21 protein-coding genes are annotated in these 21,906 nt (G+C 64.8%); 4 read left to right on the top strand and 17 right to left on the bottom strand.

All coding sequences use genetic code 11. The features are described from left to right. Positions 1-327: 327 nt before the first annotated feature. The 11 genes from ACLFKU_RS20740 to hyfB form a co-directional block, all read right to left on the bottom strand. Positions 328-1,095: a class II aldolase/adducin family protein gene (locus tag ACLFKU_RS20740; protein WP_410850295.1), complete on the bottom strand. Its 768-nt coding sequence runs from the start codon at positions 1,093-1,095 to the stop codon at positions 328-330. Positions 1,096-1,202: 107 nt separating this feature from the next. After that, positions 1,203-1,790 carry an NTP transferase domain-containing protein gene (locus tag ACLFKU_RS20745; RefSeq protein WP_410850296.1) on the bottom strand — a complete coding sequence of 196 codons (588 nt, stop codon included), beginning with the start codon at positions 1,788-1,790 and terminating at the stop codon, positions 1,203-1,205. A 124-nt stretch (positions 1,791-1,914) separates the two neighbouring features. Then, positions 1,915-4,128 carry a xanthine dehydrogenase family protein molybdopterin-binding subunit gene (locus ACLFKU_RS20750; RefSeq protein WP_410850297.1) on the bottom strand — a complete coding sequence of 738 codons (2,214 nt, stop codon included), beginning with the start codon at positions 4,126-4,128 and terminating at the stop codon, positions 1,915-1,917. After that, the gene (locus ACLFKU_RS20755) at positions 4,125-5,126 is read right to left on the bottom strand and encodes an FAD binding domain-containing protein (RefSeq protein WP_368584677.1); all 1,002 of its coding nucleotides are present in this window, start codon (positions 5,124-5,126) and stop codon (positions 4,125-4,127) included. The genes ACLFKU_RS20750 and ACLFKU_RS20755 overlap by 4 nt, the downstream gene beginning before the upstream one ends. A gap of 11 nt (positions 5,127-5,137) precedes the next feature. Continuing rightward, positions 5,138-5,854, bottom strand: a complete 717-nt coding sequence (locus ACLFKU_RS20760) for a 2Fe-2S iron-sulfur cluster-binding protein (protein ID WP_410850298.1) — start codon at positions 5,852-5,854, stop codon at positions 5,138-5,140. A 274-nt stretch (positions 5,855-6,128) separates the two neighbouring features. Next, complete coding sequence (locus ACLFKU_RS20765; RefSeq protein WP_410850299.1) at positions 6,129-6,638, bottom strand: NADH-quinone oxidoreductase subunit B family protein; 510 nt, start codon at positions 6,636-6,638, stop codon at positions 6,129-6,131. Next, complete coding sequence (locus tag ACLFKU_RS20770) at positions 6,638-8,200, bottom strand: NADH-quinone oxidoreductase subunit C (protein WP_410850300.1); 1,563 nt, start codon at positions 8,198-8,200, stop codon at positions 6,638-6,640. The genes ACLFKU_RS20765 and ACLFKU_RS20770 overlap by 1 nt, the downstream gene beginning before the upstream one ends. Positions 8,201-8,203: 3 nt before the next feature. After that, positions 8,204-9,667 (bottom strand): hydrogenase 4 subunit F, encoded by a 1,464-nt coding sequence (locus ACLFKU_RS20775; protein WP_410850392.1) that lies wholly within the window; start codon positions 9,665-9,667, stop codon positions 8,204-8,206. Then, positions 9,660-10,319 (bottom strand): formate hydrogenlyase, encoded by a 660-nt coding sequence (locus tag ACLFKU_RS20780; RefSeq protein WP_410850301.1) that lies wholly within the window; start codon positions 10,317-10,319, stop codon positions 9,660-9,662. Before ACLFKU_RS20780 ends, ACLFKU_RS20775 begins: the two co-directional genes overlap by 8 nt. Then, a complete protein-coding gene (locus tag ACLFKU_RS20785) occupies positions 10,320-11,270 on the bottom strand; it encodes a respiratory chain complex I subunit 1 family protein (protein WP_410850302.1) in 951 nt (316 codons plus the stop codon). Further along, positions 11,264-13,270 (bottom strand): hydrogenase 4 subunit B, encoded by a 2,007-nt coding sequence (gene hyfB, locus ACLFKU_RS20790; RefSeq protein ID WP_410850303.1) that lies wholly within the window; start codon positions 13,268-13,270, stop codon positions 11,264-11,266. The genes ACLFKU_RS20785 and hyfB overlap by 7 nt, the downstream gene beginning before the upstream one ends. A gap of 186 nt (positions 13,271-13,456) precedes the next feature. Between hyfB and ACLFKU_RS20795 the strand changes: the two genes are divergently transcribed. Together ACLFKU_RS20795 and ACLFKU_RS20800 are read left to right on the top strand one after the other, a co-directional pair. Continuing rightward, a complete protein-coding gene (locus ACLFKU_RS20795; protein ID WP_410850304.1) occupies positions 13,457-14,224 on the top strand; it encodes a YoaK family protein in 768 nt (255 codons plus the stop codon). A 108-nt stretch (positions 14,225-14,332) separates the two neighbouring features. Next, positions 14,333-14,518 (top strand): CopG family transcriptional regulator, encoded by a 186-nt coding sequence (locus ACLFKU_RS20800; RefSeq protein ID WP_090809355.1) that lies wholly within the window; start codon positions 14,333-14,335, stop codon positions 14,516-14,518. Between the two features lie 25 nt (positions 14,519-14,543). Here the strand turns inward: ACLFKU_RS20800 and ACLFKU_RS20805 are convergent, their stop codons facing one another. Both ACLFKU_RS20805 and ACLFKU_RS20810 read right to left on the bottom strand, forming a co-directional pair. Beyond that, positions 14,544-15,380 (bottom strand): spermidine synthase, encoded by an 837-nt coding sequence (locus ACLFKU_RS20805; RefSeq protein ID WP_410850305.1) that lies wholly within the window; start codon positions 15,378-15,380, stop codon positions 14,544-14,546. Between the two features lie 89 nt (positions 15,381-15,469). Beyond that, positions 15,470-15,814 carry a zinc ribbon domain-containing protein YjdM gene (locus ACLFKU_RS20810; protein WP_410850306.1) on the bottom strand — a complete coding sequence of 115 codons (345 nt, stop codon included), beginning with the start codon at positions 15,812-15,814 and terminating at the stop codon, positions 15,470-15,472. Positions 15,815-16,114: 300 nt separating this feature from the next. Here ACLFKU_RS20810 and xth point away from each other — a divergent pair, with 300 nt between their 5' ends. Continuing rightward, a complete protein-coding gene (xth, locus tag ACLFKU_RS20815; protein ID WP_410850307.1) occupies positions 16,115-16,924 on the top strand; it encodes an exodeoxyribonuclease III in 810 nt (269 codons plus the stop codon). Between the two features lie 96 nt (positions 16,925-17,020). On the opposite strand, the gene ACLFKU_RS20820 is transcribed toward xth, so the two are convergent. From ACLFKU_RS20820 to motA, 4 genes are all read right to left on the bottom strand, one after another. Next, the gene (locus ACLFKU_RS20820; protein ID WP_013091250.1) at positions 17,021-17,287 is read right to left on the bottom strand and encodes a CsbD family protein; all 267 of its coding nucleotides are present in this window, start codon (positions 17,285-17,287) and stop codon (positions 17,021-17,023) included. A gap of 181 nt (positions 17,288-17,468) precedes the next feature. After that, on the bottom strand, positions 17,469-18,152 hold the full coding sequence (locus tag ACLFKU_RS20825) for a Pr6Pr family membrane protein (protein WP_410850308.1): 684 nt from the start codon (positions 18,150-18,152) through the stop codon (positions 17,469-17,471). A 76-nt stretch (positions 18,153-18,228) separates the two neighbouring features. Next, on the bottom strand, positions 18,229-19,227 hold the full coding sequence (gene motB, locus ACLFKU_RS20830) for a flagellar motor protein MotB (RefSeq protein ID WP_410850309.1): 999 nt from the start codon (positions 19,225-19,227) through the stop codon (positions 18,229-18,231). Positions 19,228-19,241: 14 nt separating this feature from the next. Next, positions 19,242-20,111 carry a flagellar motor stator protein MotA gene (gene motA, locus ACLFKU_RS20835; RefSeq protein ID WP_410850310.1) on the bottom strand — a complete coding sequence of 290 codons (870 nt, stop codon included), beginning with the start codon at positions 20,109-20,111 and terminating at the stop codon, positions 19,242-19,244. Positions 20,112-20,459: 348 nt separating this feature from the next. Here motA and ACLFKU_RS20840 point away from each other — a divergent pair, with 348 nt between their 5' ends. Then, a complete protein-coding gene (locus tag ACLFKU_RS20840; protein WP_410850311.1) occupies positions 20,460-21,872 on the top strand; it encodes a DUF2252 domain-containing protein in 1,413 nt (470 codons plus the stop codon). Positions 21,873-21,906: the final 34 nt, after the last annotated feature.

Raw genomic sequence — 21,906 nt, forward strand, 5'->3', positions numbered from 1 at the left:
GCTACACCGAGTCACTACGGATTCCATCGCGCAGATCGATCTGCAGCCCCGGATAACGGTTCGGGAACCTCGTTCGATGATACGCCAACGGCCTCGCCGGAGGACACGCGTTTGCCGAGCCGTCGCAATCCTGGAACGAAAGAGTCAACCGTCGATAAAAGGGCCCGGGGAAGAACGGTGCAAGCGCCGCCAGCATCTTGAGCAAGGGCGAGATGATCGGGCTCCTGGCAAAACCACCCGAGAGCACCAGGCCCTTCAGCCCTTCGGCTGCCGCGTCGCAACCGCGATCGAGGAAACCGCGCGGTACGAATCGCCAACCAACACCCTCTAGTCCGCAAAGCCGGGGTTACGGCGCTCGAGCCGTCGCAGCAGCCCCGGCCAGACGAGCGCGCCTGGCGTCGCGCCCCTCGTCACAAGCTTGATCTGCTCCTTGATGTTGTCGAGAATCGGCGGCGCGATAGGGAGAAGCTTGCCGCCGCCCGCCTGCGCGCGGACCTGGATCATGCAGGCCGCTTCGAAGAAATACATCGCGACGAACGCATCCGCCGGCGTCCGGCCGACCGTCAGCAAGCCGTGATTGCGCAACATCAGATTCGTGTTGTGCCCGAGGTCCTGAACGAGGCGCGGTTTTTCCGCTTCGTTGAGCGCGATGCCCTCATAGTCGTGATAGCCGAGCGACGCGAGCACACCCAGCGACTGCTGCGACAGCGGCAACAAGCCTTCCGCCTGAGCCGATACGGCCACGCCGTTGATCGAGTGCGTGTGCATCACGCAAAGCGCATCTTCGCGTGCCGCATGTATGGCGCTATGGATCGTGAAGCCGGCCGGATTGATCTCGTACGGCGATTCGCTGACCTTGCGGCCGTCGAGGTCGATCTTGACCAGTGATGACGCGGTGATCTCATCGAACATCATGCCGTAGGGGTTGATCAGGAAATGATGCTCGGGGCCCGGCACGCGCGCCGAGATGTGGGTAAACACCAGATCGTCCCAGCCGAACAGCGCGGTGAGACGGTAGGCGGCCGCGAGATCGACGCGTGCTTCCCACTCGGCCGGGGAGACGTCGTTCTTCAGACTGATGGCGGATGAGCTCACGTCGATACTCCTCGTTTGACGATACGAGTCCATATGATGTACTCGAAGCCGCCAAAAATCTGTCAGATACGCGACAGGTCGCGTCCCGGCAACGCGGAGGTTAGCCGCTAAAGCGTGCGCAAATCGTCCGGCGTATCGACGTCGCGCAGAATGCCGGGATCGTCGACGTCGATGCGTGTCAGCGTTCGTGACTTGAGCAGCGCTTTCGCGCCCGTGTCGCCGTCCAGCGCGAGCAGCGCGTCGCGGTGCTCGCTGCCGAAGCCGACCGGATGGCCGCGCTGGCCGTCGTAGAACGGTGCGACGAGCGGCGCGCCGTTGTCGAGCGCGCGGGCTACCGCTTCGATCGTCGGAATTGCGATGCGCGGCATGTCGGCGAGCGCGACGATCCACCCTTCGGCGTCGTCGCTCGCTTCGATGCCGGCGGCGAGGCTCGCGCCCATGCCGCGCTCGGCGCTAGCCGCGAACACAACATCGCAGCCGGCATCGTTCAGCACGCGGGCGAGCGCGTCGGAGCCCGGCCGCACCACGGCGAGCACCCGCGTGACGACCTGCAGCAGCCGATGCGCGGCTTCATGCGCGACCAGCGTGCCATCCGGCATACGTGCGAGCAGTTTGTTGTGCAGCCCGCGCGGATCGAAGCGCGAGCCGTAACCGGCGGCGAGCAACACGCCAGTGGCGAGCGAGGCATAGGCCATCGGCGGATACCGGTAGAGAGGAATGCGCAGATTGTGCGATGCAACGGGGCGGGAGGCAAGCGCGGCAACGCAAGCCCGCCGCTCCCGCTTTCGCTGTTGCTCATTTTCCGGCGCTGCCGCCGGTTCAGGTCCGCACCACCTTGTCCAGCGTGATCGGCAGATCGCGCACCCGCACGCCGGTCGCGTTGTACACCGCGTTCGCGATCGCGGCCACCACGGCCGTGATGCCGATCTCGCCGATACCGCGCACGCCGAGCGAGTTGATGTACGGATCGGGCCGGTCGATGAACGCAATGTCGATCGTGCCGATATCGGCGTTCACCGGCACGTGATACTCGGCGAGGTTCGCGTTGGTGAAGCGTCCGAAGCGCTCATCGAGCGTGCTTTCTTCCTGCATCGCCGCGCCGATGCCCCATACGATGCCGCCCATCATCTGGCTGCGCGCGGTCTTCTGATTCAGCACGCGGCCGACGTCGTACACCGCGACCACGCGCGGCACGCGGATCGTGCCCAACTCCGCATCGACGTGGACTTCGACGAACACCGCGCCGAACGAGTGGAACGAGTACTTCTGCTTCTCGTCGCCGGGCTTCACGGTCGCAGTCGCCTCGATCGGCTTGCCGCCCGCGCGCGCGATGATCGCCGCGGCCGGATCACGCTTGCTGGGTTGCGAGCGGCTCACGACCCAGCCGCTTTCGACGGTGACGTCGTCGAGCGGCAAGCCATGCACGGGCGAAGCCGTATCGGCGAGCACCAGCGCGATCAGCTGGCTGCGCGCCTCGCTCGCCGCGTCGCGCACGGCGGGCGACACGCTGGCCGCCGACTGCGAGCCGCCCGACACCGGCGCGCGCGGCAGCGAGGAATCGCCAAGCGCGAAGTGGATCTGCTCGGGCGTGAAGCCGAGCGCGTCGGCGGCGACCTGGGTCATCACCGTGTAGGTGCCGGTGCCGATGTCCTGCGTGCCGGAGGCGACCACCGCGGTGCCGTCCGGCAGAATCTGCGCGAGCGCCGACGCCTCGCTGCGGTTGGCCGGGTAGGTCGCGGTCGCCATGCCCATGCCGATCAGCGTGTTGCCGTTGCGCATCGAACGTGGCGTTTGCGAGCGGCGCGACCAGCCGAACTTCTCGGCGCCGATCTGATAGCACTCGCGCAGCGACTTGCCCGACCACGGCTTGTGCTCCTGCGGATCGCTTTCCGCGTAGTTTTTCAGGCGCAGCGCGAGCGGGTCCATCTTCAGCGCAACGGCGAGTTCGTCCATCGCCGATTCGAGCGCGAACGAACCGGTGGTCTCGCCCGGCGCGCGCATGAAGGTCGGCGTGCCGACATTGAGCTGCACGAGCCGGTGCGTCGTCACCTGGTTGGGCACCGCGTACAGCATGCGCGTGACCATGCAGCAGGTCTCGGTCCAGTCTTCGATCATCGACGTGTTCGAGATGCTGTCGTGGCGCATCGCGGTCAGCGTGCCGTCATGCCGCGCGGCGATCACGAATTGCTGTTCGGTGCGTGGCCGCGCGCCGACCGGGCCGAACATCTGCGGCCGTTCGAGCACGAGCCGCACGGGCCGCCCGGTTTGCCGCGCGGCCATCGCGCACAGCGACACGTGCGACCACGACGAGCCCTTGCAGCCGAAGCCGCCGCCGATCAGCGGCGAAATCACGCGCACGTCGGACACGGGGATCGCGAACGTCTTCGCGAGCACCTGCGCGGCGCCGCTCACGCCCTGGGTCGAGTCGTAGACCGTCAACTGCGGGCCGTCCCAGTGCGCCATCGTCGCGTGCGGCTCCATCGGGTTGTGATGCTCGATCGGCGTCGTGTAGGTGGCCTCGATATGCACGTCGCCGCTTTGCATGCCGTCTTCGAAGTTGCCGCGCTGCGTGTCGGTCTGGCGGCCTTGCGGCTTGTCCGGCGCATGCGCGTGCGGCTTCGCCTGCTCGAAGTCGAGCGCCGCGGCGCCCGGCTGATAGACGATGCGCAGCTGGCGCGCGGCATCGGTCGCATGTTCGAGCGTATCGGCGACGACCACCGCGACCGGCTCGTTGCTGTAGTGCACCTGGTTATCTTGCAGAAGCGACAGGTGCCGGCCGGCCGGCGGCGAGAGCGCGGGCTTGCCGCCGTTCGGCAGACGCGGCGCGTTCTGGTAGGTCATCACGAGCAGCACGCCGGGCACGGCCTCGGCGCGGCTCGCATCGATCGACGAAATCGTGCCGGCCGGGATCGTGCTCGTCACGAGCACCCCATGCGCGAGGCGCGCCCCGGGGAATTCGGCTGCGTAACGCGCGTCGCCGGTCACCTTCAGCAGTCCGTCGACGCGATCGAGCGGTTGTCCGATCAGGTTCATGCGACACCTCCCGCATTGCCGGCGGCCTGGTTCACCGCGCGCACGATCGCGCGCTGCGCGAGCTGGACCTTGAAGGCGTTGTCGTGACGCGGCTGCGCGCCGCTCAACGCGGCCGCGGCGGCGTCCTTCAGCGTGGCCTGGCTGAGCGGCTGGCCGCTCAGCATGTGTTCGGCCACGTTCGCGCGCCACGGTTTGTGCGCAACGCCGCCGAGCGCGATGCGCGCGCTCTGCACGCGCTCGCCGTCCATCTGCAACGCGGCCGCGACCGATACGAGCGCGAATGCATAGCTCGCGCGGTCACGCACCTTCAGATAGTGCGAATGCGCGCTGAACAACGGCGGCGGCAGATCGACCGCGGTGATCAGCTCGCCGGGCTGCAACGTGGTATCGACGTCGGGCCGGTCGCCCGGCAGCCGATGGAAGTCGGCGAACGCGATCGTGCGTTCGCCGCTGGGGCCGTTCACGCGCACCAGCGCATCGAGCGCGGCCAGCGCGACGCTCATGTCCGAAGGGTTGACCGCGATGCATTGCGGGCTCGCGCCGAGGATCGCGTGCGCGCGGTTATGGCCGTCGAGCGCGGCGCAGCCGCTGCCGGGGATGCGCTTGTTGCAATGCGTAAAAGCGGTGTCGTAGAAGTAGCCGCAGCGGGTGCGTTGCAGCAGATTGCCGCCGACCGTCGCCATGTTGCGCAACTGCGGCGACGCGCCCGCGAGCAGCGCTTGCGACAGCAGCGGGTACTGCTCGCGCACCAGCGCGTGATTGGCCGCGTCGCTATTGCGCACCAGCGCGCCGATGCGGATACCGCCGCCGGGCAGCGTCGTCACCGAGTCGAGGCCGCCGATGTGCGTGATATCGATGAGCCGCACCGGCCGCGCGATGCCGCCCTTCATCAGATCGAGCAGATTCGTGCCGCCGCCGATGAACACCGCGCCGGGCTGCTGCGCGGCGCGCACCGCGCTGGCGACGTCGCCGGCGCGTTCGTAGGAGATCGCATCCATGTCGCTCTCCGTCAGGCGTGCTCGTGCGCGGCGCGCACCGCGGCGACGATGTTCACGTACGCGCCGCAGCGGCAGATGTTGCCGCTCATGCGCTCGCGGATTTCGTCGTCGGTGAGCGCGGCGGGACGCGCGCGCACGTCGGCGGTCACGGTGCTCGCCGTCCCGTTGCGGAATTCGCCGAGCAGGGCGGTCGCCGAGCACAACTGCCCGGGCGTACAGTAGCCGCACTGGAACGCATCGTGTTCGATGAACGCGGCCTGCACCGGACTCAACGTGCCGTTGCTCGCGAGTCCTTCGACGGTCGTGATGTTCTCGCCTTCATGCATCACCGCGAGCGTCAGGCACGAGTTGATGCGGCGGCCGTCGACGAGCACCGTGCAGGCGCCGCATTGACCACGGTCGCAGCCTTTCTTCGTGCCCATCAGACCGGCGTATTCGCGCAATGCATCGAGCAGCGTCACGCGCGGTTCGAGTTGCAGCGCGTACGCGCGGCCGTTGACGGTCAATGTGACGGAGCGCGGCGGCACGACGGGGTTGCTTTGCGGCGCGGGTCCGGTGGGTGCCTGCGCTTGCGCGCGCAGTTGCGGCGCCGCGCCGATCGTCGCGGCGGCCGCCGCCGATTGCAGGAAGCGGCGGCGGGACGGTTGGGAAGGTGTGGTGGTTTGCTCGGCAGTCGACTCTGAAGCGGGGGTGTCCCCGCAATGCTGACATTCTGTAGGCGTGGTCATGACGATCTGTTGACTCCATTGAAAGGTCAATGCAGGCTGACGACGCGTCGATGTCCAACGCATCGCGTTGACACAAAACCATTGAGCAGCAATTTAAGTGCCGTTGCAGGCGCAGCTACAACGGTATTAAAAACGCGCTGCAAGCGCAAAGCCGATCTGCGCAATAAAGGCAGGCCAATATGCGCAATGACCACGGGGGAACCCGGCTGGAGTCGCGCAAACACGTGCGAAATTGCACGTTTGCGCTTGGAAAAAAGCGAAAACGACCTGCGGCTCAACGCGCCCGGCAGGCGGTGAGGATGCCTCGCAGCAAATCGATCGGCGGCGGCGGACAGCCGGGGATCGTCACGTCGACCGGCAAGATCGACGAAACGGGGCCGCACACCGCGTAACTATTGGCAAATATGCCGCCCGTGCATGCGCATTCGCCGGCGGCAACGACGAGTTTCGGCGCGGGTGTCGCGTCGTACGCGGCGAGCAGGGCCGCGCGCATATTCAGCGTCACCGGCCCGGTCACGAGCAGTAGGTCCGCATGCCGCGGACTCGCGACGAACTTGATGCCGAGCCCTTCGAGGTTGTAGTAGGGGTTGTTCAGCGCGTGAATCTCCAGCTCGCAACCGTTGCATGAACCCGCATCGATCTGCCGGATGCACAGCGCCCGCCCGAGCAGACCGAGTATGTCCTCGCGAATGCGTCGCTCGTCGTGAAGCCATGCGTCTTCCGCCGCCGGCGCGGGTTCGTCGGGGAAATCGGTGCGCGCGAATTGCCGGATCAGTTGCCACATCAGAGGTCGTGCCCCGCGTAGTTCAGGTTGAACGACTTGTTGATCAGCGGGAAATCGGGAACGATGTTGCCGATGATCGCATGTTCGAGCGCCGGCCAGTTCTGCCATGACGGATCGTGGCAATGGCATCGGCCGATGACGTCGCCCGGGGCGAGATCCAGTGCGACGAATACGTCCCCTCGCCAGCCTTCCACCCAGCCTATGCCTTGCGCGTCCGCCGTTGCAGGCGCCATAGCGACGACCGTGGGACCGTCATCAGGAAGATTGGCCAGCAGCTCGCGGATCAGGCGCAGGGATTCATCGATTTCGGCGAAGCGCACGGCCACGCGCGCCGCAACGTCGCCGCGCGCATCAGTCACCGCATTGACCGCTACGTCGTCGTACGGAGCGGCGCGCAAGTTCGCGCGAACGTCGAAGGTTCGGCCGCTGGCGCGGGCGGCCATGCCACGCACGCCGAAATGCTCGACGACAGCGGGCGTCAATCGGCCCGTGCCGAGGAATCGATCCTGCAGCCCGGACTGGTCCTCGTAGACTTTTCGCATCACATGAACCTCGCGTTCGATGCGTTCGCATTGCTCCGTCAGCACCGCCGCGTGGTCGGCGCGAACGTCGACCGATACACCGCCCGGCACGATCCGGTCCATCAGGTATCGATGTCCGAACAGGCGGGCGTTCGTCCGTATCCAGTCCTCCTTGAGCCGCGAGAATTGCGCGAGTGCGAAGCCGAACCCGGCGTCGTTGCCCAGCGCGCCGAGGTCGCCGAGGTGGTTGGCCACGCGCTCGCGTTCTAGCAGAAGCGCACGCAGATATAGTGCGCGCTTCGACAGCTGCGTGCCGCTGGCTTGCTCGAGCGCCATGCAAAAGGCCCACGAGAACGCGACGGTCGAGTCGCCCGCAATTCTGGCGGCAACCCGATGACCCTGCGATCCAGGAGTCCGTTCAAACAGCCGCTCGACGCCGCGATGCACATAGCCGAGACGTTCTTCGAGGCGCAGCACCTTCTCGCCGACGACCGAGAAGCGGAAATGCCCCGGCTCGATGGTGCCGGCATGAATCGGCCCGACAGCGATCTCGTGTACGCCATCGCCCGCAACCTGCACGAACGGGTAGTCCGCCTCGCTCGACTCGAAGGCTTCGACACCGGTCGCCTGCCTTTGCAGCGGGAAATAGTCGTCGGGCCAGTTGCCGTGATTGAGCCACGGGCGCGTGTCCGGGGCGCCACGCGCGCGCAGGCCGATCAGATCGAAGATCGCCCGTTGCATGCGAGTCGCACAAGGGAAAACGGTGGCGAGATCGGGATAGTCTCCACCGGCACTCTGCTGACGCCCGATCGGCAGGCGCACCCACACGATGCCGTCATCGCATTCATACGCGGCGTTCACCGAGAATCCGTCTTCGACTGCTTCACTGCCCCACATTGCAACGAGGCGCCGCTGCTCCGATCGCGCGGTGCGCGCAAGCTCGAGCCACGCTGATTCATCGGCGCTCACCACTGCTGCGGGAATCTGGCCCGCACGATGTGTGAGGCAGGTGGCGGCAAGCTGTATCGATTCGAGTCGCATCGTTCACCCCGCCAACATCGTTGCGGCCTGGCGATACCACGTTGCCAGATACGGCGGCACATAGAGCCCCAGCATCAGCCCCAAGCCGAGATGCACGAATACCGGCAGCGGTGCGGGGCGATGTTCGAGCGGCTTGGCCGTCGTCGTCTCACCGAACACCATTCGCTGCACGCGCGCGAAGATCGCCGCGAACGCGACGGCGAGGCCGAGCAGTAACAGCGGCGCCGTCCACGGTAGCGTGTTCATCGCGGTCGTCAGGATCAGGAATTCGCTTGCGAACACGCCGAACGGCGGCAGACCGAGAATCGCGAGCGCGCCGAGCATCATGCCCCAGCCGACCGTCGGGCTGACCTGCAGCAGCCCGCGAATGCCTTCGATCGCCTGCGTCCCCGCCTTCTGCGCCGCGTGGCCCACCGCAAAGAAGATCGCCGACTTGACGAGGGAATGGACGGTCATGTGCAGCAAGCCGGCGAACGTCGCGACCGGGCCGCCGAGGCCGAACGCGAACGTCATCAGTCCCATGTGCTCGATCGACGAATACGAAAACAGCCGCTTGACGTCCTTCTGCCGAAACAGCGAGAACGACGCGATCAGCACCGACACGAGCCCGAAGCCGACCAGCAATCGTCCCGGCAGGCCATTGCCGAGTGCGCCGTCCGCCAGCACCTTGCAGCGCAGCACCGCATACAGCGCGACGTTCAGCAGCAGCCCGGACAGCACCGCTGAGATCGGCGTCGGGCCTTCGGCATGCGCGTCCGGCAGCCAGTTGTGCATCGGCACGAGTCCGACTTTCGTGCCGTAGCCGACCAGCAGGAACACGAAGGCGATCGACACGATGGACGGGTCGAGGTGCGTCTTGACGGCGGCAAGGCTCGTCCACAGCAGCGCATCGCCGTCGCTCAGTTGCCGGCTCGCGGCGAGGTACAGCAGGATCGTGCCGAACAAGGCCTGCGCGATGCCGACACCGCACAGGATGAAGTACTTCCAGGCGGCCTCGAGGCTTGCAGCGGTTCGATAGACGCTGACGAGCAGCACCGTCGCGAGCGTGGCGCCTTCCATCGCGACCCATAGCACGCCGAGATTATTGGTCAGCAGCGCGAGCAGCATCGCGAACATGAACAACTGGTACATGCTGTGATAGAGGCGCATCCGCGTCGCCGTCATCCGGCCGCGCGCTTCTTCGGTCTGCATGTACGGCCGGGAGAACAGCGACGTCGTCCAGCCGACGAACGCAGTCAGCGCGACGAGGTACACGTTCAGGGGATCGACGAAGAATGCACGGTCGAACGCGAACGACGGTCCGTGCTCGACGGTACGCGCGGCGAGCGCGAGCGTCGCCGCGAACGTCACGAAGCTGAAGCCGGCGTTCAGGTTGCGCGCGACCGGGGCGGGGCGCACGGCCGCCAGAGACGCGGCCGCCACCAGCGGAATGCCGAGCACGGCGAGCACGACGTGGGCGTCATTTATCTTTGAGCTTCTCGAGGTGATGGATGTCCAGGCTGTCGAACTGCTCGCGAATCTGGAACATGAACACGCCCAGGATCAGGATCCCGACCAGCACGTCGAGCCCGATGCCGAGTTCAACGATCATCGGCATGCCATTGGTGGCGGCAGTGGCGGCAAAGAACAGCCCGTTCTCCATCGACAGGAAGCCGATCACCTGGGGAACCGCTTTCGCGCGCGTGATCATCGCCATGAACGACAACAGCACGCACGCCAGCGCGATCCCGAGCGTGCCGCGCGCGGCCGAGGTCGCGAGTTGGCTGATCGGCGACGCGACGTTGAACGCGATGATCACGAGCACGATGCCGATCAGCAGCGTCGTCGGAATGTTGATCAGCGGCTCGACGTCGGCCTGAATGTCGAGCCTGCGCACGAGCCGATACAGGATCCACGGAATCACGCCGACCTTCAGCACGAGCGTCAGTCCGGCCGACACGTACAGATGCGCATCATCCGTCACGAAACCGAGGATCAGGATTGCCAGCACCAGCGCGACACCCTGCAACGTATAGAGATGGATCAGCGACAGGATGCGGCGCTGGCTCAGCATCGCGAACGACAGCATCAGCAGTACAGCCGCGAGGAAATTGATCAGTTGCGTCGCGTAGGCGTGCATTCAGGCTCCCAGCAGCAGATGGACGAGCATGCCGATCACGGCGAGCAGGAAGGCGGTCGCAAGGAACTCCGGAACCCGGAAAATCCGCATCTTCGCGTTGGCGGTCTCGACCACCGCCAGCGCAGCGCCGCCGACCATCAGCTTGACGAACAGCGCCGGCACCGCGAACACCAGCGCGAGCGGATTACCGGCCGCGGCGATCCCCCACGGCATGAACAGCGCAATACCGATGCACGAGTAGGCGAAGAGTTTGAGGCTGGCCGCCCATTCCATCAGCGCGAGGTGCCGCCCCGAATATTCGAGGATCAGCGCCTCGTGGATCATTGTCAGCTCGAGGTGGGTGGTCGGGTTGTCGACCGGCAGCCGCGCATTCTCGGCGAGCGACACCAGCGTGAACGCTATGCCGGCGAACGCCAGGCTCGGGTAGATGGTGAGTTCGCTGTGGCCGAGCGTCGCGACGATGCTCGTAAGCAGGGTCGACTGCGTGATCAGCGAGGCCGACAGCAGCACCATCAGCAGGGCCGGTTCCGCGAGGAAACCGACCAGCATCTCGCGGCGCGCGCCGAGCGTGCCGAATGCCGTGCCGATATCCATTGCCGCTAGCGACAGCGCGACGCGCGCGAACGCGAACAGGCCGACGAGCGCGATCGCATCCGCGGCGGGAGACAGCGGCAATTCGGTCGACAGCGTCGGCACGACTGCGCAGGCGAGCGTCATCGCTGCCCACACGACATAGGGCGCGCCGCGGAACACCGGACTCGCGCCATGAGCGACGACCGACTCCTTGTTGAACAGCTTGTGGAGCATCCGGTACGGCTGCCAGATGCTGGGCGCGCGCCGGTTCTGCAGCCACGCGCGGCACTGGTTGACCCAGCCCGTGAGCAGTGGCGCGGCGGCAAGCGCCACGATGATCTCGAGGCTTTGCGATAGCACGCCGGATACAGTCACCATCGTCTCACCAGCATCAGGAGCAGGATCAGCACGGCGAAGCTGTAGGTCAGGTACACGGCGATCCGGCCCGTCTGCAATCGACCCGCCCATTCCGCCGCGCGTTGCGTGAGTGCTGCGATACGGTCGTACAGAATCGACCACGTGCGGTCGGCGACCGAGACCCGGTAGGCCGGCTGCGCGTCGAACGGCGACGGCAGTTGCCGCTCGATGCGCAGCAGCGGCGCGAAGATCTCCCGGATCGGTTGCCCGAAGCCTTCGGCCGTGTCCTGCATCCGCGCGGTCGTGAACGGGAAGCCGCAACTCCACGGCGCGGCCCGTCGCAGCCGACCGTGGTAGAAGCGCCGCACCAGCACCCACGCAAGGCCGCAGCAGGCGACGAAAAACAGCATGAACACGACGGGCATGTAGCTCGCCCGCGCGGTCGATACGGGCACGAAGATTAGCCAGCCATGATTCTCCGCGCCGATGCCGGCGCCGACGAGCGCGCGCGTGACCCGGTCCAGTACCTTGACGAACTGCGTGGGCATCAGTCCCAGCAGCACACCGGCCACCGCGAACCAGCAGAACGCGAGCCGTTCCCATCTGTTCGCGTCGTGTGCGCGACTCAGTTTTGCTTCTCTCGGCTGCCCGAGGAAGACGATGCCGAAGAACTTGACCATCGTGTAACCGGCCAGCGCTGCCGTCATCGCGACGAGCGCGGCCGCGATCGGCACCGTCATCGCCAGCACGGAATTCTGCAGACCGGGCGTGAACAGGAAGCTTTGCAGCAGCAGCCACTCCGCAACGAAGCCGCTCATCGGAGGCAAGCCAGCGCTGGCTGCGACGCCCGTGAGCACGGCCCAGGCGGTCCACGGCATCACACGGATCAGGCCGCCGAGCTTGCCGAGATTGCGCTCGCCGGTCGCGTGCAGCACAGCCCCGGTGCCGAGGAACAGCAGGCTCTTGAAGGCCGCATGCGCGACGATCTGGTAGAGCATCGCGGTCAGCGCAAGCGCGGACAGCTCCGTCATCCCGTACGCGCGAAACAGCACCGCGAGCCCGAGCGCGACGATCATCAGGCCGATGTTGTCGATCGACGAATACGCGAGCAGACGCTTCATGTCGACCTGGATCGTACTGAACACCACGCCGAGCAGCGCTGTGGCGATACCCAGCACGAGCAGCAGCACCCCCCACCACGCGATCTGCACGTGCAGCAGGTCGAACACGGTGCGGATCAGCCCATACAGACCGACCTTCAGCACGAACCCGCTGAGCAGCGCCGATACCGGGGATGGCGCCGCGGGATGGGCGTCCGGCAGCCACACGTGCAACGGGAACACGCCCGCCTTGGCGCCGAAGCCGACTAACGCGAACAGGAAGGCGAGCGAGGCCCAGAACGCGTCGGGCGACTGCGCGCGCAGGTTGGCAAACGTGTAGTCGCCAGTGCGCGCCTGCAGGATGCCGAAGCAAAGCAGCAGCGCGAGTGCGCCGACGTGGGAGATCAGGAAATACAGGTAACCCGCGCGGCGAATCTCGCCGATCCGATGATTGGTCATCACGAGGAACGTCGCGGACAGCGTCAGCGTTTCCCAGGCGACCATGAACACATACGCGTCGTCGGCGATCAGCACGAGCGCGATGCTCGCGATGCAAACGTGGTACTCGAAGCAGATGAGTCCTGGCGCCGATCCTTCGCCCTTGCGGAAATAACCGGCGGAAAAGGCGCCGATCCCCGCGCTGACGACACCCAGCGCGAACAGGAAATAGCCGGATAGCGCATCGACGCGCAGATGGAACGGCAACCCGGGCAGGCCGATGGGCAGCACTGCGGTGGTCGGTTCGGTGAAGATGCCGGCGAGTCCCGCCGCTCCCAGCAGCAGACCTCCGAGCGCGCCGAGCGGAAACAGCCCGTGGGCGACGAATCGCGTGCGATGCAGAACTCCGAGACCCAGCGTGCCGACCGCGAGCCAGGCGGCTGCGACCAGCAGGACGAAATGGACGACCGGGAAGGGTGCCATCCGGAATGTCTCCAGTACGCTCGGTTTGGACGAGGAGCACGCAATGAGTTCCGGCTTGCCGGCCTCGCTCGAAACCCATTATGACATCAGAAACCAATCTGGATAACAGGATATGATAATGCCATTATCATGTGAACCACATGTTCGCCACGTCTTTGCCGTTGTTCCAAGCGATTGAGTGATCCTATGCCTGCGCAGTACTTTCGAAGCCTGACGGGAAAACACCGCAGCACGAGCGCGAACCGTCAGCTCGGGTTTTCTCTTGCCTTCGTCGCCGGCGCCACCAATGCCGGCGGCTTCCTCGCGGTCAGGCAATACACGTCGCACATGAGCGGCATCGTGTCCGCGATCGCGGACCAGGCGGCGCTCGGCGACCTCCGGCTGGTGCTCGCCGGCATCGGTTCGCTGGCGTCGTTTCTGGTCGGAGCGGGGTGCTCGGCGGTGCTCGTCAACTGGGGGCGCCGCCGCAGCCTGCAAAGCCAGTACGTGCTGCCGTTGGTGGTCGAGGCCGCGCTGCTGCTGCTGTTCGGTCTGCTCGGCAGCCACCTTGCGCTACGCGAAGCGTTTTTCGTCCCTCTGACCGTGATCCTGCTGTGCTTCATCATGGGGTTGCAGAATGCGATGATCACGAAGCTGTCGGGTGCGGAGATCCGTACCACACACATGACCGGCATCGTCACGGACCTCGGTATCGAGTTGGGTAAGCTTTTTTACTGGAATCGCTCGGCGCTCGTCGACGATGAGCACGCGGTCATCGCAAACCGCGCGAAGCTGAAGATCCACGGCACGATGCTCGCGTCGTTCTTCGTGGGCGGCCTGATTGGCGCAATCGGTTTCAAGCATGTGGGCTACGTGTCGACCGTGCCGCTCGCTGGCGCACTCGTCACACTGGCGATCGTGCCGGTCGTCGATGATCTGCTGACCTATCTCTGCCGGTTCGAGCGCAGGCACTGAACTCACGGGAGGACGGGAGAATGCTGGCGTGAAATGCCGGTTCTGATCGTGCCGTCGAAGGCAAATGCATTATAATTTGGTTAGCATATTTGCCGACTCGTCCTCGCAATGGAAACGAAAACCGCACGCCTGACCGTCCTGATCGACCCCGCCAAGAAGGAGGCATTCGAAATGCTCTGCTCGGCGCAGGATCTGACGCCGTCACAAGTCGTCCGCCAACTGATCCGCGAGTATCTCGAGCGTCACGGCGTGACCTACAAGACCAAGAGCCCGCTTGCCAAGCGCGGAAAGTAACGCCCGGGTCGACACCTCACGCCGGTCAACCGCCGATTTCCCAGTGCCCCTGTCCTTGCTCACGCCAGATCAGTCGCTTCGGATCGAGGCGCTCTCCCTCTTTCAGGCGGCGAGCAGTAACGGACAGCTTGAGTTCGTCTGCAAAGGCAAACGAGAGGGCACGCTCCAATAGCACGTGTCTGGGCGGCAAACGATGCCCGCTTTTCCACGCGAACGCGACGAAGTTGCTGTCGTCGCCGCACCGAACGAGCGCATAGCAAGCGCCAAATACGGATTTCAGCCACTCGAGGTGCTGCGGTATGGCCGGATCATCGTCCGTGAAGTTGATGACGAGGACGCCCGTCTCGGTCAGTCGCTCGCGGCAGGCGGCGAAGAATGCGAGGTTCGCACAGCGGCTCGCGATTCCTTCCGCGACAAACGCATCGAGCAGGATCACGTCCGTGCGGATGTCATCCTGCATCAGGTAGTCCGCGCCATCGGCGCAAACCACCTTGAACCGCGCGTCGTCCGCGGGAATTCTGAATACGTCGCGCAGCGCGATCACCTCGGGGCTGATCTCGACTGCGTCGATCGCGACCTCGGGCAGATGCCGATAGCAATATTTCGCCAGCGATCCCCCACCTAGTCCGATCATGCAGATGTGCGTGGAGGCGGGCTGCAGCAACAGAAATCCCATCATCGCGCGGGTATAGCCGAGCGTGAGCTTCTCCGGGTTCCTGAGCGACATGAAGCTCTGAGTGGAGAAGTGATCGAAGTGCAGCGACACCGCGTGCTGTGTCTCCAGCACGAACGGTTGACCATCACTGATTGGCGTGGACATGAATTTGACGAACGCGTCGTACGAGGTTCGATCCTCAGCCATTCTCGGTATGCTCGGGTAACCAACCATTCGATTGAATCATGCACTGCGGACCGCGCTTCGGAGCGGGGCCGCCAACGGCGAACGGCCCGTCAAACCTTCTTCAGAAGGCAGGCCTTAAGCATGAAGCTGCCGGCGTCGGTCTTGCAGTCGATTTCGTGATCGCCGCCGACGATCCGGATGCTCTTCACCTTGGTGCCCATCTTCAGCGTGATCGATGAACCCTTGACGCGCAAATCCTTGATCAGCACGACCGAATCACCGTCGGCCAGCACGTTGCCGTTCGCATCCTTGACGACGCTGCCGGTGGGTTCATCGCTCGCATCGGCGCCGGCGTTTGCCGACCATTCGTGACCGCAGTCCGCGCACACGTACAGCGTGCCGTCAGGGTAAGTGTTTTCCATTGCGCATTGCGGGCATGCGGGGGCAGCGTTCATTGCAGCTTCCATTGAAACGATTTCAAGTCAGTCAGTAAAAAGCAGGCGGGCAACCCGCCTCGCCAGAAGCTGCCGTCGTACCGACGGCTCACTGGCGCACAAAATTATAATCGAATACACATTCTATTACCTTCCAATTAGCATCTGCTTTCAGCGCCATTCATCAGACTTGCGGGCAGCTTCGCTGCGGATGTCGACCGGTTCGAGCAGGATGGAAAGTTGCGGGTGATAAATTTGCAACGGGCCAGCCGGGCCAAAATGGGGTCGGTGCTCGGTGCCATAGGCGACGGAGGGACGATCATGGCGAAGCTGCGCATTGCGACGTTCAACATCAACGGAATCCGCTCGCGCCAGGCGGCGCTATTGCAATGGCTCGAGCGCGAGGCGCCGGACGTCGTGTGTCTGCAGGAACTGAAGGCGGTGGATAGCGCGTTTCCCGTCGGCGCATTGCGCGAAGCCGGTTATGGCGCGGTGTGGCAAGGCCAGAGTGCATGGAACGGCGTGGCGATTCTGGCCAAAGGCGACGCGCCGCTCGAGCGGCGGCGCGGTCTGCCCGGTTTCGAAGACGACACGCACAGCCGCTACATCGAGGCCGCGGTCGGCGGCGTGCTGATCGTGTGTCTGTACCTGCCGAACGGCAACCCGCAGCCCGGCCCCAAGTTCGACTACAAGCTCGCGTGGTTCGATCATCTGATCGCGCATGCGGCGCAGCTGTACGAGAGCGGCCACCCGGTCGTGATCGCCGGCGACTTCAACGTCGTGCCGACCGACGAAGACATCTACAACCCGCGCTCGTGGCTAAAGGACGCGCTGTTGCAGCCGGAGAGCCGGGAGCGCTATCGCAAGCTGCTCGCGCAAGGCTGGACCGATGCGCTGCGCACGCATTTCGGCGACGAGCGTGTGTACACGTTCTGGGATTATTTTCGCCGTCATTGGGACACGAATTCGGGGCTGCGCATCGATCATCTGCTGCTGAGCGCGGATCTCGCGCCGCGTCTGCGCGATGCGGGCGTCGACCGCTGGGTGCGCGGCGAACCGCATGCGAGCGACCATGCGCCGACGTGGATCGAACTGGAGATGGGTCCCAGCCGCAAGAAGAAGAGCGGCTAGTAAAGCAGCGGGCGATCCGCTTCCCGCGGACCGCCCGCCTTGGTGCGACTGCTTCGCACTGTCGATCGGCGCCTAAGATCCGGCGCCGCGCCTGCATCAGTCGTAGTCGCGACCGCCGCGCGACCACAGCGCGCCCATCACGAACCCGGCGAGTGCGACGACAGCCAGCGTCGTGAACGGGTTTTCGGCTGTCGTGTCGCGCACGAGGCTCGTCGTGTTCGCGCATAACTGCTGCGCCTTGCCGCTCAATTCGCGCGCCTTGCCTGCCACCTGCGCGCTGGTGTCGCCGACTGCGTCGCCGACCGCGCTTTGCACCTTGCCGGCGACTTCCTTTACCGCGCCTGCCGCTGAATTCGTGTCCATATGCATCGCTCCTGTTGTCATATTTACGTGCGGGCGCGCTGCAATTGCAACGCGCCCGCACAAGGGCGCCGCGCAAGCCGCGCCAGTGCGGCGTCAGCCTGCGTCAGTGACGAAAGGGGTGCAAGAAGTGCGCCCGGCAACGCGGCGCAACGCATCCGGCCAGATGGAATGTGCTGGAACATCATCGTCGGCGCCTGGAATTGATGCCGACGAACACGGCCAGCACCATCAGAAAACTGCCGAACAGCAGCGCGGAATTGACCAGCACCTGGCGCAGCCCGAGGGTTTCGACGTCGATGAACGGATACGGATAGAAATCCGACAGGCTGCCGCGCCAGAACGTGATGCCGAGATAGGCGAGCGGATAGACGAGCCACAACAGGCAGTGGCGCAAGCGCAGATGGAAGCGCGGCACGAACAGCACCCAGTAGAGCGCGGCGAGCATCGGCAGCGCGCTGTGCAGCGACTCGTTGAGCAGGCGCCGGTAGGGTGACAGCGGCCACAGTCCGCGCAACAGCACGTTGTACGCGATGCCGACGAACACCATGTACGCGACCACCGCGGTCACGACGGTCGGCTGCCGGAAAAAGCGCACGAGCGGCGAGCGGTGCTTCCACAGCGCGACGCAGGTGAAGCAGAACGCGCTGGCGAGCACCGTCAGATTGGTCAGGTAACTGCTCATGCGCGCGAGCGCATCGAACACGGTGAGCCCGCGCGCGAGCGTGCGATCGATCGTCAGGTCGGCTTGCGCGAGGATCGCCATCCACGCGATCAGCGCAATGACTGCCGCCAACGTCAGCGACGACACACTGGGCGTATGCAGCGGCAGCTCGGATTCGCGCTGCGGAACGAGAGTAGGGCGCATGCGCTCGATTCTACGCGCGGTGCGCGCGCGCTCGCATGTGCTTTCGCGCGTATGCGAGCCGGCGGTTGCGAAAATGCTACGGGGTACTACGGGTGACGGTGGCGGGTCGCAAATCCGGTTGCAGCCGCGCCGACAAGGCCGGAAGCGCCGCGCTCACTGGTGACGATTCATCCAGCGTGCTACGGCCGCCGTCATGGAAGAACGCCTGCTCCGCGGCCTTGTTCAGCACGAGGATGCTGATGCGCCGGTTGGTCGGCTCGTCGGAGACATGGCTGTTCAGCGGCAGCACGTCGGCGAGGCCGCGCACCTGCAGCAGCTTTTCGCCGCGCATGCCGCCGGCCACCAGCGCGCGGCGCGCGGCATTCGCGCGCTCGGACGACAGCTCCCAGTTCGAGTAGCCTTCGGGGCCGGCCGTGTAAGGCACCGCGTCGGTGTGGCCCGCGATCGAAATGCGGTTGTCCACGTCGTTCAGCGCCGCGCCGATCTGCGCGAGGATCGTGACCGCGTACGGTTGCAGCTTCGAACTGCCGGACGCGAACATCGGCCGGTTCTGCGAATCGACGATCTCGATGCGCAGGCCCTCGTTCGTGATGGAGATGCGGATCTGGTCCTTGAACGCCTTCAGCACGGGGCTCTGCTCGATCAGCGCGCTGAGTTTCGCCTTCAGCTGCTGCAAGCGCTCGGCATCCATCGGCGTGGCGGCGGGCGTCGCGGCGCGCGGCGGCGTCGGCTCACTCTGGCTCTTCGTGCCGACGCCGGGCCGCGTGTCGGAGATATCGCGCCCGCCGCCCTGCACGACGCTCGGCCGCGCCGCTGCGGTGCCTTCCTTGCCGCCGAGCAGGCTCGACAGCGGTGTGTTGAAGTAATCCTCGATGCCCTGCTTGTCGTATTTCGACGTCGAGCCGAGCAGCCACATCAGCAGGAAAAACGCCATCATCGCGGTGACGAAGTCGGCGTAGGCGATCTTCCATGCGCCGCCGTGGTGCGCGCCGTGCTCATCGACCTTCCTCGAACGGCGCACGATGACCGGCGCGGGCGTCTCTACCTGCGACGCGCGCGATCTTTTCTCTCTCATGTTGCCGCCCCGGGTCAGGCCGACTTCGGCATCTTCGTCGCGCGCACCGCGTCGTCGAGTTCCTGGAAGCTCGGGCGGTCGGCGGTGAACAACACCTTGCGGCCGAATTCCACCGCGACCGGTGGCGCATAGCCGGACAGCGATGCGAGCAGTACGGCCTTCACGCATTGATAAGGCTTGGCTTCAGCGCGACCCTTCGCGTTCAGCAGATCGGCGACGGGGCCGATAAAACCATACGCAAGCAGAATGCCGAGGAAGGTGCCGACCAGCGCGCCCGCGATCATCTCGCCGAGCACGGCGGGCGGCGCGCCGACCGAGCCCATCGTGTGCACGACACCCATCACCGCGGCGACGATGCCGAACGCGGGCAGGCCGTCGGCCATCTTCTGGATCGCGTTGGCCGCCACCGACGCTTCCGCGTGATGCGTGGCCAGTTCCTCGTCCATCAGGTCCTGTATTTCGTGCACATTGACGTTGCCGCCCGAAATCATGCGCAGATAGTCGACGATGAAATCGAGCAGATGATGATCCTCCAGCACGTGCGAGTACTTCTGGAAAATGACGCTCTCTTCCGGGCTGGTGACGTCGGTTTCGAGCGCCATCATCCCTTCCTTGCGCGCCTTTTGCAGCAGTTCATACAGCAACGCGATCAACTGCAGATATTTCTCTTTCGTATAGCCGCCGCTTTTGAAGCACGACGGAAGTACCTTGATGGTTTTCTTCAGCGTCGAGATCGGATTGCTAACGACGAACGCGCCGATTGCCGCACCGAAAATACATAGCAATTCGAATGGCTGTACGAGTGCCGGCAGATGTCCGCCGACGCCAACAAAACTTCCGATCACAGAACCGATTACCAACACCCACCCGATTGCGACAAACATGCTTTCTCCGTTTTCCCTTGCGCGACGCACGTTAGTGAACAATGCGGAACGGGCCCTTTTTCAAGGGCTTTTCGTGCGTCGCGAACCTCTGCATGGATGGGTATACGGCGCGCTTCGCGTTTGCTGAAGTGCATGGCGCGACTAAAAAATGAAATTTCACCAAACGGTTAGTTTCGGTTGCAGAAAGTCGGTAAGTTTGTCCGCTTTTGAGTGCGATGAGCGCGAATCGGGGTGCGTGCAAAGCGCCGGAACATTTTTACCGATGCCGTTTTCGAACCCGTTATGATCGCGCGTGCAACCCTCGGTTTTAACCACGCGATGCGCGGAAAGCAAAAACGGAGAGAAAGCATGAAAGCCAACACCATTGCCGAACGGGAAGCGCGCGGCCGCGCCGCACGCGAGCGTTCGAAACGCTCGAGCCATCGGGCGGTCGGCGAGTTGCACCGCGACCCGATCGAGCTGCTGAAGCAAAGCAGCGCGGAGCGCGTCGTGAATCTGGTGCCGCTGCGCTATGGGCGCATGGCAGCCTCGCCGTTTGCGTTCCATCGCGGCAGTGCGATTCTGCAAGCGCACGATCTGAGCAAGGTGCACGACAGCGGGCTCAGCATGCCGATCTGCGGTGACGGCCATCTGATGAATTTCGCCGGCTTCGCGACTTCCGAGCGGCAGCTGGTCTTCGACCTGAACGACTTCGACGAAGTCTCGATCGGCCCGTTCGAATGGGACCTGAAACGCTTGTGCGCGAGCCTCGTCGTGGCTGCGCGGCAGATGCGCCTGAGCCGCGGCACCGCCGAGAGTCTCGTGATGATCGCGGTCGGCTCGTATCGCGATCGCGTCGCGCAATACGCGCAGTTCGGCGCGCTCGACCTGTGGTACGACCGCATCACGTTCGACCGCATGGCCGAGATCGCATTGGCGCCCGAGCGCCGGCGCGCGGTGCGGCGCGCCATGGAAAAGGCCGCGAGCCGCACGCACGAAAGCCTGCTGGAAAAAATGGCGTCGTTCGATGGCAATCGTTGGACCATCCACGACACGCCGCCCGCGCTGTTTCATGTGCTCGGTGCGAACACGCTGTTTACGGCCGAGGAAACCGAAACCTACCGGACCGGCAACGTCGAAAAGACGATCGAGCAGGTGTGGGGCGAGTACCGCAAGTCGATGTCGCACGATAGGCGCGAACTGCTCGATCACTTCACGAGGCACGACGTCGTGTTCAAGGTGGCCGGCGTCGGCAGCGTCGGCACGCGTTGTCTGGTCGTGCTGCTCGTCGATCACATGGGCAAGCCGTTGTTCCTCCAGATGAAGGAGGCGCGGCCATCGGTGATCGCGCAGTTCTATAAGTCGCCGGCGGTCAAGCATCAGGGCGAGCGCGTCGTGCAAGGACAGCGGCTGCTGCAAACCGCGAGCGACGTGTTCCTCGGCTGGGGAACGGGACCGCACGGGCGGCAGTTCTATTTCCGCCAACTGCGCGACATGAAGCTGTCCGCGAATATCGAGCTGTTCGACAGCGATCTGCTCGACGGCTACGCGCGGCTATGCGGCTGGATCATGGCGCGCGCGCATGCGAAGGCGAGCGGGCAGGCGATCGAGATCAGCGCGTACATCGGTCGCGGCGATCAGTTCGCCGAAGCGCTGAGCGGCTACGCGAGCGCTTATGCGGATCAGGTCGAGCGCGACTATGAGGTGTTCATCAAAGCGTGTCGCAGCGGCAAGCTCGAAGCGCGTACCGATGAGGATATGGCGGCGGATTTTCGCGTGTAGCGCTGGGTGCGCTGAATGTCACTTCGCGCGCGTC

The organism is Paraburkholderia sp. EG304 (genome assembly GCF_046543485.1).
Lineage (GTDB): Bacteria > Pseudomonadota > Gammaproteobacteria > Burkholderiales > Burkholderiaceae > Paraburkholderia > Paraburkholderia youngii.